Below are 13,067 nucleotides of genomic sequence, written 5' to 3' on the forward strand. Positions count from 1 at the left end.
GAAGAATGTTCAATGAAAAGTTGTGGCGTAATAGTTGAGTACAACCCATTTCACAATGGTCATCGTTATCATTTAGAGCAGGCACGACAAAAGAGTCAAGCAGATGTTGTCATTGCTATAATGAGTGGGAACTTTTTACAAAGAGGTGAGCCGGCTATTTTAGATAAATGGACGAGAGCCGAGCAAGCTCTTGTAAATGGAGCGGATTTGATCATTGAATTGCCTGTGTGTTACGCTATTCAATCTGCTGATTATTTTGCTAAGGGTGGGATAAAGTTATTACATAGTCTAGGTGTGACTGATCTATGTTTTGGAACAGATAGTGCAAGTGAGTTAGATTATGAAGCCTTTGCTAAGTTCAACAGCGATAATGAAGAAATAATTTCAAAAACATTTTCATTGTTAACTGATAAAGGTATGAGTTATCCACAACAAATGACAGAGGTTTATCGCCAAGTTTATCCGGAATGGCCTTTGGACTTTAACTCTCCCAATCATATTTTAGGAATGAGTTATGCAAAAGAAAATCAGAAATACCCAAAGCAGATGACCTTGCATCCACTCAAAAGAGTTGTATCAAATTACCATGATAAAGAAATCATATCGCAACAGTTTGCTAGTGCGACAGCGATTCGTGAAGCCGCTCTAAACGATAAATTAATAGAAGCTAAAGAAGTAATGCCAAATGTTACTTACAGGGATTTGGAGCAGGTACCTCTTGTTGACTGGAATAGAGCATGGCCTTATCTTAAATATCAATTATTAACTAAAACACCTGAGGACTTGGCAGCTATCTATCAAATGGTTGAAGGGATTGAATACCGTTTGATAGAATGTGTCAAAAAAGCGACTTCTTTTGCTAACTTTGTGAATCAGGTCAAAAGCAAACGTTTTACTTGGGCGAGAATTCAGAGATTATGTGTATATGTTTTTTTAAATATAACTGAAAAAGAAATGATGGCGGCATGGGATGCGCCTTATCTTAGAATTTTAGGATTTAATGATAAGGGGCGGAAATTTCTAAATGATAGACGGAAAACAGCTACGCTACCTTTGATAACAAAAGTTTGTCGTGATAATGAAAAGCAACTAGAATTAGATATTAAAGCAGGGAAACTTTATCAATTATTAACTAATGAATCAAAAGACCAAGATTTTGCTAGGCGACCTATTTATTTAAAAATGACTAACTCTTTCAAAATTTGATGTTCTCTTCTGTTTTAAATGAACGTTTAAATAACAGCTGATCCTGATTTTAATGGATAAACTACGTAAAGGACACCAAAAAAAGCTTAACAAATTAAGGAATAATCAGTATAATAAGTAGGTATGAAAAAATGAATGAGAAAAGAGATGAAGGCAATGGGCCGTAAATGGGAAAATATTAAAGAAAAAAAAGCTGGTAAAGACTCAGCCAATAGTAAAATTTACGCAAAATTTGGTGTTGAAATCTATGTGGCAGCAAAACAAGGTGAGCCAGATCCAGCCTTAAACCAAAAATTACAATCGGTTATTGACCGAGCAAAAACTTACAGTGTACCAAAGCATATTATTGATCGTGCGATTGATAAAGCAAAAGGGTCAAGTGATGAGACGTTTTCTGAGTTACGTTATGAAGGATTTGGGCCTAATGGGTCAATGATCATCGTAGATGCCTTGACAAACAATGTAAACCGTACAGCATCTGATGTTCGTGCAGCATATGGTAAAAATGGTGGGAATATGGGTGTTAGTGGAGCAGTTGCTTATATGTTTGATAATACTGCCGTTTTTGCTTATGAGGGTGAGAACGCTGATGAAATGTTCGAAATTTTACTGGAAGCTGACATTGAAGTTCGCGACGTTCTGGCAGAAGCTGGTCAAGTTATTATTTATGGTGAGCCAGAGGACTTTAATAAGTTACGTGAAGCTTTAAAAAATAACGGTGTAGAAGAATTTACTGTTGCAGAATTAGAAATGATTGCTCAAAATGAAGTCACTTTAGAAGGCGATGATTTAGCTAATTTTGAGAAATTAGTTGATGCCTTAGAAGATCTAGATGATGTCCAAAAAGTTCATCATAATGTGTCACTTTAATTGAGATTAAATAAAAAGAGGGGAACATTCATATGTTTCCCTCTTTTTAACAAAGTGTAATAGATGATTGTTTGAGGAATCACTAACAAAAAAAGACAGTCTTGTGCATATTAGTAATTAGTGTATAATGACCGAGAACGTATTATCTGAGAAATGAGGAGAAATAGACTATGAAGTATTTACCAAATTGTTTGACTTTAGCCAACTTAATAAGTGGCTTGATGTCGATTTATTGTACAATGAATGGTCAATTGGATTTAGCAGCAGTATTTATTTTTTTAGGAGCCTCTTTTGATTCTGTTGATGGTCGGGCAGCTAGAAGAGTCGGAAACTCATCAGAATTCGGAAAAGAATTGGATTCTTTAGCGGACATGGTAACATTTGGCACAGCACCAATGGTGATGCTTTTAACAACAGAAGGAAGTAAAGCTATCAAATTAATAGCAGCGATGATTTTCTTAGCTTGCGCAGCTATTCGCTTAGCACGTTTCAATTCTGAACAAAGCAGTTTAAATGTTTTTATCGGAATTCCGGTACCAGCAGCAGCCTTGTTAAGCTTATTAGCATTCTTTATGATAAATCGTGTGATTGTTTATTATATTTTAGTGATAGGTTTAGGCTTTTTAATGATTAGTAGTATTCGCTTACCTAATTTTAAAAACCATCCAGACCAGAAGGAGAGTTAACTTGTTTAAATTGAAACAATGGTTTTACTTGGGATGGACTAAAGTTTTGAAAAGCCCTTTGTTCGGTAAAATCATAAAAAAATTAACAGAATCAAAAATGAGTAAAAAAATGATTCCCTATTTTATTAAATACTATGGTGTCCAATCACAATCAATTATGAGACCTGTTGAGGACTATCAGTCCATTCATGACTTTTTCACACGTGATATTGCAATTTTAGAGGGACAGTTTGGTCAAACTAGTAACGAATATGATAGTCCTGTAGAAGCGCGAGTGAAATCGTTTGGTGAAATAAAACCTGAGATGACATTCAATATCAAAGATAAGTTTTATTCAGCAGAAGAGTTAATTGGGAAAGAAGACATCGACTTTAGTAATAGCCATTATATTATTTTATATTTAAGTCCGAGTAACTATCATCGTTTTCATGCACCAATCAAAGGGCAGTATCGTAAATTATATAATTTAGGAACGACTTCTTACCCGGTAAATGATGATGCGACAACCTATGTTGAAGGGTTGTTTACAAAAAATTACCGAGCGGTATATCAAATGAATCAAGATTATTATATACCAGTAGGTGCCTTAAATATTAATTCAATTACCGAAACCTTTGAACAAGATTCAGAACTAGAGGCCGGTGCAGAACTAGGTTATTTCAGTTTTGGATCGACAGTTATCTTATTTCTAATGAATAAAAATATTGAGTGGTGTGAGCACATCAAGATTGATCAAGCAATTTCTCTGGGGGAAACTATTGCAAAAATAAAAAGCTAACAGGAGTAGTTGGATGACGATTGAAACACTAGAGTATTACATCTTACATTATGGTTATATAACAATTTTTTTATCGCTTGTATTGGGCTTAGTGGGATTACCGATTCCAGATGAAGTGTTGATGAGTGTTATCGGCTTTTATACAAAAGAAGGGTATCTAACCTTTTCTAAAGCACTTATGGTAGCAATTTTTGGAACATTATTTGGAATGACACTTAGTTATTATATTGGTAAGTTTATTGGTGACAAGGCGCTTGGTGGGATTTTAAAATGGGCAGGCGTGAAAAAAAATAAACTCGAAAAAGTTGAAATATGGATGAATAAATATGGATTTTTAACTATCATCATGGGTTTTTTCATTCCAGGGTTTCGCCATATGACGTTTTACTTTTGTGGAATGACCAACTATCCTTTAAAAAAATATTTGAGTATAGGATTGATATCAGCTTTTTTATGGACACTATTTTATTTATCAATTGGCCGTTTTATTGGCATTATTCATTAAAAGAGAAAAAGACTTGCTTAAAAGCAAGTCTTTTTTTTTAGAAACAAGTTACTTTTCTTTTTACCACAGATGTTTTAAACTGTGAGAAAAGAGGTGATAGTATGGAACATTTAAAAAGTGTGGCTGCTGTTAAAGAAGTGATTCAAAGTGAATCGCTGACTTTTCTCTATATTGGACAAGAGAATTGTAGTGTTTGCCATGGGTTAAAACCTCAAATCAGCAAAATAATGTCTGCCTATCCAGAAGTGAGACTTGTTGAGTTAGATGCTTTGGAGGTTCCTGATGTGGCAGAAGCTTTCCGAGTATTGACAGTGCCGGTATTGATATTATTTGTCGAAGGTAAGGAATATTTACGAAAAGCACGTATCGTCAATACAATGAATTTCAAACAAGATGTTCATAAAATTATTACAGGTTACCAGCAAATGAGGATAGTAAATGAGGAAGAAAAAACTGCTGATTGATAGTAAATCAGCAGTTTTTTCTTGTCCTATTGGGGAATTATTAGGATGTTAAAACTAGCGAAAGTATGTTCGGTATGGTAAAATTGATTCATTGATTTCCCTAGTTGTTTTTGACTTATTGGGGGCAAGATGGGTGCTAGAAGGAGGAAGATAAATGATTGAAAGAGAAATTTCTGGTCAGTTTGATTTAGTCTCAAAATATGAACCAAGTGGCGACCAACCTGAAGCAATTAAACAACTGGTCGAAGGGTTAAAAGAAGAAAAAAAAGCGCAAATATTATTAGGTGCTACAGGGACTGGAAAGACTTTTACGATTTCAAATGTTATTAAAGAAGTGAATAAACCGACGTTAGTGATTGCGCATAATAAAACCTTAGCTGGGCAGTTGTATAGTGAGCTAAAAGAATTTTTCCCTCACAATGCTGTGGAGTATTTTGTTAGTTACTATGATTATTATCAACCAGAAGCGTATGTCCCTTCTAGTGATACTTATATCGAGAAAGATGCCAGTATTAATGATGAGATAGATAAATTACGTCACTCAGCAACTAGTTCATTGTTGGAGCGAAATGATGTAATTGTAGTAGCTTCAGTATCATGTATTTATGGCTTAGGAAACCCTAACGAGTATCAAAATCAAGTATTATCCCTTCGTGAAGGCATGGAGATGGATCGTAATAAATTGTTACAGGAACTGGTCGCCATCCAATTTGAACGAAATGATATTGATTTTCAACGTGGTCGTTTTCGAGTAAGAGGCGATGTAGTTGAGATCTTTCCAGCTTCTAGAGACGAACATGCGATGAGAATAGAATTTTTTGGCGATGAAATTGACCGGATTAGAGAAATTGATACCTTAACGGGTGAAATTGTCGCTGAACGTGAGCATGTTGCTATTTTCCCCGCTAAACATTTTGTAACTAATGATGAGAAAATGGCGGTAGCTATTGAGTCTATTCAACAAGAATTAGAAAAGAGACTAAAAGAACTACGTGCAGAGGATAACCTCCTAGAAGCACAGCGACTGGAACAACGAACCAATTATGACATTGAGATGATGCGTGAAATGGGTTATTGTTCAGGAATTGAAAATTACTCAAGACATATGGATGGTCGTCAACCAGGAGATGCTCCTTACACATTACTTGACTTTTTCCCAGAAGATTTTTTAATTGTAGCAGATGAATCTCACGTATCATTGCCACAAATTCGTGGAATGTATAATGGAGATAGGGCTAGGAAGCAAATGCTAGTCGATCATGGTTTTAGATTGCCAAGCGCCCTTGACAATCGACCATTAAGATTAGAAGAATTTGAAAAACATGTGAACCAAATTATTTATGTTTCAGCAACACCAGGGCCTTATGAGCAAGAGCAGACAGAAACTATTATTGAACAAATTATTCGCCCTACAGGTTTATTAGATCCCGTTATTGACGTTCGTCCAACGATGGGACAGATCGATGATCTGGTCGGGGAAATAAATACACGTATTAGTAAAAATCAACGTGTATTTATTACAACCCTGACTAAAAAAATGTCTGAAGACTTAACTGATTATTTAAAAGAATTAGGTATAAAGGTTCAATATTTGCATAGTGATGTTAAAACAATGGAGAGAACGGAAATCATTCGTGACTTACGTTTAGGCAAGTATGATGTCTTAATTGGGATTAATTTATTGAGAGAAGGATTAGATGTACCAGAAGTATCCTTAGTAGCCATTCTCGATGCTGATAAGGAAGGGTTTTTAAGAAGTGAACGCTCACTTGTTCAAACAATTGGACGAGCGGCCCGTAATTCTGAAGGAGAAGTTATTTTGTATGCAGATAAGGTAACGGATTCTATGGCCAAAGCAATGAGCGAAACAGCCAGACGCCGTGAGATCCAAGAAAATTATAATGAAAAACATGGTATCATTCCAACTACCATTATTAAAGAGGTTCGAGACTTAATTAGCATAACAAAAGTAACAGATAAAAAAGCGGAAAAACAATCGTTAACCGAGCAATATGAAGAGTTAAACAAGGCTGAACAAGCTGATGTGATAATGAAATTAGAACAAGAGATGAAAGATGCTGCTAGAAGTCTTGATTTTGAACGAGCAGCTACTTTAAGAGATACAGTATTGGAGCTTAAGGCTGGCAAATAATGGAGGGATTAATTTGGCAAATGATAAAATTGTGATACATGGAGCACGAGCTCATAATTTGAAAGATGTAGATGTTACGATTCCTAGAGATAAATTTGTGGTTGTGACTGGGTTATCTGGTTCCGGAAAAAGCTCTTTAGCTTTTGATACCTTATATGCAGAAGGGCAACGTCGATATGTTGAAAGTTTATCAGCCTACGCTCGTCAATTTTTAGGGCAAATGGATAAACCTGATGTTGATAGTATTGATGGCTTGAGTCCAGCTATCTCTATTGATCAAAAAACAACTAGTAAAAATCCTCGTTCGACGGTCGGAACCGTAACAGAAATTAATGATTATTTGCGGTTGCTTTTTGCAAGGATAGGACATCCTATTTGTCCAAATGATGGGACAGAAATTTCAAGTCAATCTGTTGAACAGATGGTTGATCGGGTCTTAGAGCTACCTGAAAAGAGTAAATTACAACTGCTAGCTCCCTTAGTTTCAGGGAAAAAAGGACAACATAAAAAGGTCTTTGAAGGTATTAAACGGGAGGGGTATGTCAGAGTAAGAGTAGATGGTGAACTATATGATATTTCTGAGGTCCCTGAATTAGAGAAAAATAAAAAGCATTCGATTGAGATAGTTATTGACCGTATTGTGTTAAAAGAGGGCATTCGTTCACGTTTATTTGATTCTTTTGAAGCAGCTTTACGTCTAGCAGATGGTTATGCTATTGTCGATATTATAGGTGATGAGGAACTATTATTTAGTGAGCACTATTCGTGTCCCTATTGCGGATTTTCAGTTGGAGAGTTAGAGCCGAGACTATTTTCTTTTAATGCCCCTTACGGCGCATGTTCTGATTGTGATGGTTTGAGTATGAAACTAGAAGTAGATGAAGAGTTAGTAGTTCCTGATCCAAGTTTAACTCTTAGAGAAGGCGCATTTGCACCGTGGAATCCAATTAGCTCTAATTACTACCCACAGATGTTGGAGCAAGCATGTCAGAGTTTTAAAATTGATTTTGATACGCCATACAGCGATTTAAAATTAGAACAAAAACAACTTTTATTACACGGTTCAGATGGCAAAACCTTTCACTTTCATTATGAAAATGATTTTGGTGGTATTCGTGATGCAGACATCCCTTTTGAAGGAGTTATTTCAAATATTCAACGACGCTACCATGAAACCAATAGTGATTACACTCGCGAACAAATGCGCCTGTATATGACAGAGTTACCATGTCAAAGTTGCCAGGGATACCGCTTGAATCCCCAAGCGTTATCTGTCAAAGTCGCTGGGCAACACATTGGTCAAGTCAGTGAGTATGCTATCACTAATGCGCTTAACTTCTTTAATGAGTTAGATTTAAGCGAGCAAGAATTTATGATAGCGAGACCAATCCTCAAAGAGGTTAAAGATAGATTAAGTTTTCTTCAAAATGTCGGTCTGGATTATTTAACATTGAGTCGCTCTTCAGGCACATTGTCTGGTGGTGAAGCACAGCGCATTAGATTAGCCACGCAGATAGGTTCAAATCTTTCAGGTGTTTTATATATTTTAGATGAGCCATCAATAGGATTACATCAGCGTGATAATGATCGTTTGATAGCCTCGTTGAAAAAAATGAGAGATTTAGGAAATACGTTAATTGTTGTTGAACATGATGAAGACACCATGCGTGCGGCTGATTATTTGATTGATATCGGTCCTGGAGCCGGTGAAAGAGGTGGCGAAATTGTTGCCGCGGGAACACCTAGAGAAGTCGAAGCTAACCCGAATTCGTTAACAGGTCAATATTTATCTGGTAAGAAAAATATTATTGTGCCATCAGAGCGTCGTAAAGGCAATGGTGAGGCCATTCGCATAACAGGTGCAACTGAAAATAATTTGAAAAATATTTCTGTAGATTTCCCTTTGGGCCAATTTGTGGCAGTTACAGGTGTTTCTGGTTCGGGTAAAAGTACCTTGGTCAATCAGATATTGAAAAAAGCTTTGGCTCAAAAACTTAATCGAAATTCTAATAAACCTGGCAAATTCAAAAAAATGGTAGGTTATGAGTCTGTAGACAAGATGATTAGCATTGACCAAAGTCCAATAGGACGAACACCAAGAAGTAATCCAGCAACGTATACAAGTGTCTTTGATGATATTCGTGATTTATTTGCGCAAACGAATGAAGCAAAAATACGTGGTTATAAAAAAGGACGCTTTAGCTTTAATGTTAAAGGGGGACGGTGTGAAGCTTGTCGGGGCGATGGAATTATTAAAATTGAGATGCACTTTTTACCAGATGTGTATGTTCCGTGTGAGGTTTGTCATGGAAAAAGATACAATTCTGAAACATTAGAAGTCCATTATAAAGGAAAGTCTATCGCTGATATTTTGGAAATGACCTGTGAAGAAGCCGTCGTCTTTTTTGAAGCTATTCCGAAGATTAAACGCAAAATTCAAACGATTGTTGATGTGGGCTTAGGCTACGTGACGTTAGGACAGCCAGCAACAACCCTTTCTGGTGGGGAAGCACAAAGAATGAAACTCGCTAGTGAGCTTCACAAACGTTCAACAGGTAACAGTTTTTATATTCTAGATGAACCAACAACAGGCTTACATACGGATGATATTGCTCGCTTGTTAGAAGTTTTACAGAGATTAGTTGATGCAGGTAATACGGTCTTAGTCATTGAGCATAACTTAGATGTGATTAAAACAGCGGATCACTTAATTGACTTGGGTCCTGAAGGCGGTGAAGGTGGCGGAACTATTTTGGCAACGGGCACACCTGAGTTTCTTGCTGAAGTTCCTGAAAGCTATACAGGTCACTATTTAAAAAAAGTGTTATCTAAATAAGTCAATAATAAAAAGTGCTATGGCAATCCCTAGAAGGATACCATGGTACTTTTTATTTAAGTTAGAGTCGATACGCCCGGAAAAGTTGACATGATACGCCCGGGTGTGTTAAGCTTATTTGGAAAATTGGAAGGAGCACGATTATGGTAGATACATTACAGTTAGTTATTATTACAGGAATGAGTGGAGCAGGTAAAACAGTTGCTATGCAAAGTTTTGAAGATATGGGGTTCTTTTGTATTGATAATTTACCACCACGTCTTATTCCTAAATTTTGGGAGTTAATTAAAGAGTCAGGTAAAGTGACTAAAATAGCCTTAGTAATAGATTTACGTTCGCGTACGTTTTTTGAAGAAATTCAAGATATGTTAGTAGAGATTGAAAATACTAAGATGATTGATACAAATGTCTTATTTTTAGATTCGACTGATGAAGAACTTGTCTCAAGATATAAAGAAACACGTCGGACACATCCGCTTGCAATGGACGGTTTAGTTACAGAGGGAATTAGAAAAGAACGAGGGTTATTGGAAGAAATCAAAGGGGATGCACAATTAGTGGTAGATACTACTGATTTAAGTCCAAGACAGCTTCGTGAAATTTTAATTAAAGAGTTTCGTAGTCATGATACTAAGATGTTTAGAGTAGAGATGGTCTCTTTTGGTTTTAAATATGGCCTGCCCATTGACGCTGATATTGTGATGGACGTTCGTTTTCTACCTAATCCTCATTATATTGATGAATTGCGACCTTTAACAGGCTTAGATAGCAATGTTTATGACTATGTGATGTCATTTGATGAGACTGAGGATTTTTATGGTAAATTTGAAGAACTAGTCGTATCAATTTTACCTGGTTATAAAAAAGAAGGAAAAACAAGTCTAACGATTGCGATTGGCTGTACAGGTGGTCAACATCGTTCAGTCGCTTTAACTAAACGTTTAGGAGACGCACTATTAAAAGCGGATTATCCTGTAAATGTGACTCATCGTGATAAAGATAAACGTAAAGAGACGGTGAATCGTTCATGAAGACTTACCGAATCAGAAAACCAAAAATTGTTGTAATTGGCGGTGGGACTGGTTTGCCTGTTATTCTGAAAGGGTTAAGAAGTGAAAGTGCTGATATTACAGCGATTGTAACGGTGGCAGATGATGGTGGGAGTAGTGGGACGCTAAGATCATCTGTCAATATTGCACCGCCTGGTGATTTGAGAAATGTTTTAGTAGCATTATCAGATATGCCTCAGTTATATGAAGATCTTTTTCAATACCGTTTTAGAGAAGAGGATGAGTTCTTAGCGAATCATTCAGTGGGAAATTTGATCATAGCTGCCTTGTCTGAAATGAAAGGAAGCACATATGACGCTATTCGCTTACTTTCAACTTTTATGCATGTTGAAGGTAATATTTATCCTGCTTCAGAAGAACCGTTGACGTTACACGCCTTATTTGAAGATGGTATGACAGTTTCAGGTGAGTCCAAAATTGCTAAGACCCGTAAAAAAATTAATCATGTTTATGTAACAAATACTAATAATACCGATAAACCTAAAGCGGCACGTAAGGTCATAAAAGCGATTGAAGAGGCCGATATGATTGTTTTAGGACCTGGTAGTTTATATACAAGTATTTTACCTAATTTGATGGTTCAAGAGATTGGTGAGGCCGTATCTAAAACAGAGGCCGAGGTTGTTTATATCTGCAATATTATGACTCAAAAAGGGGAGACCGAACATTTTTCAGATGCTAATCATATCCAAGTGTTACACCAACATCTAAAAACTAAATTTATAGATACGGTTTTAGTTAATACTGAAAAAGTCCCTGAAAATTATATGGATACAAAAACATATGATGAGTATTTGGTGCAAGTTATTCATGACTTTAAAGGGCTCCGTGATGAGGGATGTCGGGTTATTTCAGCTGATTTTCTTGAATTACGCAATGGTGGTGTTTTTCATGATGGTGAAAAAGTGGTCGAAGAATTATTTAGACTAGTATTTGGAGCGAAATATTAAAAAAGAAAGAGGTGATAAGGTTTATGTCATTTGCATTTGATGTAAAAAAAGAGTTAACTACTTTAGAAGTTCATCGAGAGCATGCTAAAGCTGAGTTAGCCGCACTAATTCGGATGAACGGTGCCTTATCCCTAGCTAATCGACATTTTGTATTAAATGTACAGACAGAAAATGCGGCAACAGCTAGAAGAATTTATACCTTATTACGTGAGCATTACAATGTCCAAAGTGAATTGTTGGTTCGTCGTAAAATGAAACTTAAAAAAAATAATATTTATATAGTAAGATTAAAACAAGATACACAAAGAGTATTGACGGATCTAGATATCGTTGAAAATTCGATGTTTACCGATACTGTTTCTAACTCTATTATGGGAAATGCTCAAAAGATGAGATCTTATTTAAGAGGTGCTTTTTTAGCAGGTGGTTCAGTAAATAATCCAGAAACAAGTCGTTATCATTTAGAAATATATTCACTATATGAACAGCACAGTAAAGATATTTGTGACATGATGACGTATTATAAGCTCAACGCACGTACATTAGAGAGACGAAACGGTTATATAACTTATCTAAAAGGGGCGGAAGATATTTCTGATTTTTTAACCTTGATTGGTGCTACAACCAACATGTTAAAATTTGAAGATGTTAGAATTGTGCGAGATATGCGTAACTCGGTTAATCGTATGGTAAATTGTGAAACAGCTAATTTAAGTAAAACCATTGATGCTGCTTCTCAACAAATAGAAAATATAAAATATATAGATCAAATGGTTGGCTTAAATCACTTGCCTGAAAGGTTAAGAGAAATAGCGGTATTGCGTCTGGAGCATCCTGAAGTAAGTCTAAAAGAATTAGGCGCACTGGTTCCCTCAGGTGCTATTTCCAAATCTGGGATTAATCACCGTATTCGTAAAATAAATGAGTACGCAGAAAAATTAAGAAATTAAAAAAGCTTGAGAAGTTAATCTCAAGCTTTTTTTTATTTTTCAATCAGTGTTTTTAGAGCCTCAAGGGTGATTTTTTGATCGAAAATCGTATCGTTGATAATCATGGTTGGAATAAAAGGAATATTGGCTTTTGTCGCTTCATTGGTAATTATTTCTACCATTTCAGGCTGATAATCTTCAGAAAGAGCCAATCTTTCTTCGGCAAATTCAGCAATATCAGTCAAGTCCGCTAAGTTTCCCCACTCATCTTGTGTCTCGTAGATACTATTTAACTGTGTGATAGCTAATAAACCATCTTGTTTAGAAATATAGCGGTGCATGACATTACCTGGTTTTAATCCTGGTTTTTCTTTATCAAAAAGTTTAATTGTACGGCACAATTTACCATCAGTGACATAGGTCATGAGTAGGTCATTGGTTTCTTCGAACCATTGGCGACAAAAAGGACAACGAACGTTGATTAATTCAATAAGTTGAACAGGTGCATTTGAATCACCAACTTGAATCCCAGTTGACGTTTTTAAAAATTCAGCTTTCATTTGACTTGTATCCATTTAAAACACATCCTTTAGACAATTTAATAGGTTTATTATAACTTAA

General features: G+C 35.9%; 12 protein-coding genes. 11 read left to right on the forward strand and 1 reads right to left on the reverse strand.

From position 1 onward, the window contains the following. Positions 1–12 precede the first annotated feature (12 nt). The 11 genes from OL234_RS03900 to whiA all read left to right on the forward strand — a co-directional run bounded on the left by OL234_RS03900 (position 13) and on the right by whiA (position 12,467). Positions 13–1,206 carry a nucleotidyltransferase gene (locus OL234_RS03900; RefSeq protein WP_275469850.1) on the forward strand — a complete coding sequence of 398 codons (1,194 nt, stop codon included), beginning with the start codon at positions 13–15 and terminating at the stop codon, positions 1,204–1,206. Positions 1,207–1,362: 156 nt separating this feature from the next. Next, a complete protein-coding gene (locus OL234_RS03905; RefSeq protein WP_275469851.1) occupies positions 1,363–2,076 on the forward strand; it encodes a YebC/PmpR family DNA-binding transcriptional regulator in 714 nt (237 codons plus the stop codon). 170 nt (positions 2,077–2,246) lie between these two features. Then, positions 2,247–2,762, forward strand: a complete 516-nt coding sequence (gene pssA, locus OL234_RS03910) for a CDP-diacylglycerol--serine O-phosphatidyltransferase (protein WP_275469852.1) — start codon at positions 2,247–2,249, stop codon at positions 2,760–2,762. Position 2,763: 1 nt separating this feature from the next. Beyond that, the gene (gene asd / locus OL234_RS03915) at positions 2,764–3,540 is read left to right on the forward strand and encodes an archaetidylserine decarboxylase (protein ID WP_275469853.1); all 777 of its coding nucleotides are present in this window, start codon (positions 2,764–2,766) and stop codon (positions 3,538–3,540) included. A gap of 13 nt (positions 3,541–3,553) precedes the next feature. Beyond that, positions 3,554–4,045: a DedA family protein gene (locus tag OL234_RS03920; RefSeq protein WP_275469854.1), complete on the forward strand. Its 492-nt coding sequence runs from the start codon at positions 3,554–3,556 to the stop codon at positions 4,043–4,045. Positions 4,046–4,146: 101 nt separating this feature from the next. After that, positions 4,147–4,509, forward strand: coding sequence for a thioredoxin family protein (locus tag OL234_RS03925; protein ID WP_275469855.1), 363 nt, complete (start codon positions 4,147–4,149; stop codon positions 4,507–4,509). A 154-nt stretch (positions 4,510–4,663) separates the two neighbouring features. Then, entirely contained in the window at positions 4,664–6,661 is a 1,998-nt protein-coding gene (gene uvrB / locus OL234_RS03930; RefSeq protein ID WP_275469856.1) for an excinuclease ABC subunit UvrB, read from the forward strand. A gap of 13 nt (positions 6,662–6,674) precedes the next feature. After that, on the forward strand, positions 6,675–9,497 hold the full coding sequence (uvrA, locus tag OL234_RS03935; protein WP_275469857.1) for an excinuclease ABC subunit UvrA: 2,823 nt from the start codon (positions 6,675–6,677) through the stop codon (positions 9,495–9,497). Between the two features lie 143 nt (positions 9,498–9,640). Then, a complete protein-coding gene (rapZ, locus tag OL234_RS03940; RefSeq protein WP_275469858.1) occupies positions 9,641–10,528 on the forward strand; it encodes an RNase adapter RapZ in 888 nt (295 codons plus the stop codon). After that, positions 10,525–11,517 carry a gluconeogenesis factor YvcK family protein gene (locus tag OL234_RS03945; protein WP_275469859.1) on the forward strand — a complete coding sequence of 331 codons (993 nt, stop codon included), beginning with the start codon at positions 10,525–10,527 and terminating at the stop codon, positions 11,515–11,517. Before rapZ ends, OL234_RS03945 begins: the two co-directional genes overlap by 4 nt. Positions 11,518–11,540: 23 nt before the next feature. Continuing rightward, positions 11,541–12,467 (forward strand): DNA-binding protein WhiA, encoded by a 927-nt coding sequence (whiA, locus tag OL234_RS03950; protein ID WP_275469860.1) that lies wholly within the window; start codon positions 11,541–11,543, stop codon positions 12,465–12,467. Between the two features lie 32 nt (positions 12,468–12,499). Here whiA and OL234_RS03955 read toward each other — a convergent pair whose 3' ends face one another. Further along, a complete protein-coding gene (locus OL234_RS03955; protein ID WP_275469861.1) occupies positions 12,500–13,021 on the reverse strand; it encodes a thioredoxin domain-containing protein in 522 nt (173 codons plus the stop codon). Positions 13,022–13,067 lie beyond the last annotated feature (46 nt).

This window comes from Vagococcus intermedius (genome assembly GCF_029144185.1).
Lineage (GTDB): Bacteria > Bacillota > Bacilli > Lactobacillales > Vagococcaceae > Vagococcus_D > Vagococcus_D intermedius.

Coding starts and splice junctions, on each gene's coding strand:
- OL234_RS03955 (WP_275469861.1), bottom strand. CDS start 13,021: ATGGATACAAGTCAAATGAAAGCTGAATTTTTAAAAACGTCAACTGGG.
- OL234_RS03945 (WP_275469859.1), top strand. CDS start 10,525: ATGAAGACTTACCGAATCAGAAAACCAAAAATTGTTGTAATTGGCGGT.
- OL234_RS03925 (WP_275469855.1), top strand. CDS start 4,147: ATGGAACATTTAAAAAGTGTGGCTGCTGTTAAAGAAGTGATTCAAAGT.
- OL234_RS03920 (WP_275469854.1), top strand. CDS start 3,554: ATGACGATTGAAACACTAGAGTATTACATCTTACATTATGGTTATATA.
- pssA (WP_275469852.1), top strand. CDS start 2,247: ATGAAGTATTTACCAAATTGTTTGACTTTAGCCAACTTAATAAGTGGC.
- uvrB (WP_275469856.1), top strand. CDS start 4,664: ATGATTGAAAGAGAAATTTCTGGTCAGTTTGATTTAGTCTCAAAATAT.
- whiA (WP_275469860.1), top strand. CDS start 11,541: ATGTCATTTGCATTTGATGTAAAAAAAGAGTTAACTACTTTAGAAGTT.
- rapZ (WP_275469858.1), top strand. CDS start 9,641: ATGGTAGATACATTACAGTTAGTTATTATTACAGGAATGAGTGGAGCA.
- OL234_RS03900 (WP_275469850.1), top strand. CDS start 13: ATGAAAAGTTGTGGCGTAATAGTTGAGTACAACCCATTTCACAATGGT.
- OL234_RS03905 (WP_275469851.1), top strand. CDS start 1,363: ATGGGCCGTAAATGGGAAAATATTAAAGAAAAAAAAGCTGGTAAAGAC.